Source organism: Fibrella aquatilis (assembly GCF_017353255.1).
GTDB lineage: Bacteria > Bacteroidota > Bacteroidia > Cytophagales > Spirosomataceae > Fibrella > Fibrella aquatilis.
In genome coordinates this window covers 1-434 of the sequence record NZ_JAFMYU010000059.1, presented here as the reverse complement: position 1 = coordinate 434, position 434 = coordinate 1, and the positions used below count along the sequence as shown (strand labels likewise).

Annotated in this window: 1 pseudogene; it reads left to right on the top strand. The window is 67.3% G+C overall.

Annotated elements, in window-relative coordinates:
- Positions 1–434 (top strand): annotated as a pseudogene (locus tag J2I48_RS28125) (T9SS C-terminal target domain-containing protein); the annotation flags it as partial.

The following is a 434-nucleotide window of genomic DNA, read 5'->3' as shown; positions in this document are numbered from 1 at the left end:
CTGCCCGCTGCGCCAAGCATTAACGCCGAGAAGGCCACCACCTTCTGCCAGGGTGACAACACGGTGCTGGCCAGCAGCCCGGCGGCGGCCTATGAGTGGAGCAACGGCGAACGAGGTCAGAAGATCACCGTGGGTCAGGCGGGGACCTACTCCCTGAAAGTCACTGATAATAACGGCTGTACCTCCCCGGCCTCCTCGGGGGTGGGCGTGACAGTCAACCCCCTGCCGGCCACGCCCCAGCTGACGGCCAGTGGGCGGACGACGTTCTGCGCCAACGAGTCGGTCACGCTCACGGCCAGCCAGGAGGCGGCCTACGAGTGGACGGGCGGGCAGACCACCCGCAGCATCACCGTCACGGCGGCGGGCAGCTACAGCGTGCGCACCCGCAACAGCTTCAACTGCCTGTCGGCACCCTCAACCAGCGTGGGTGTAGT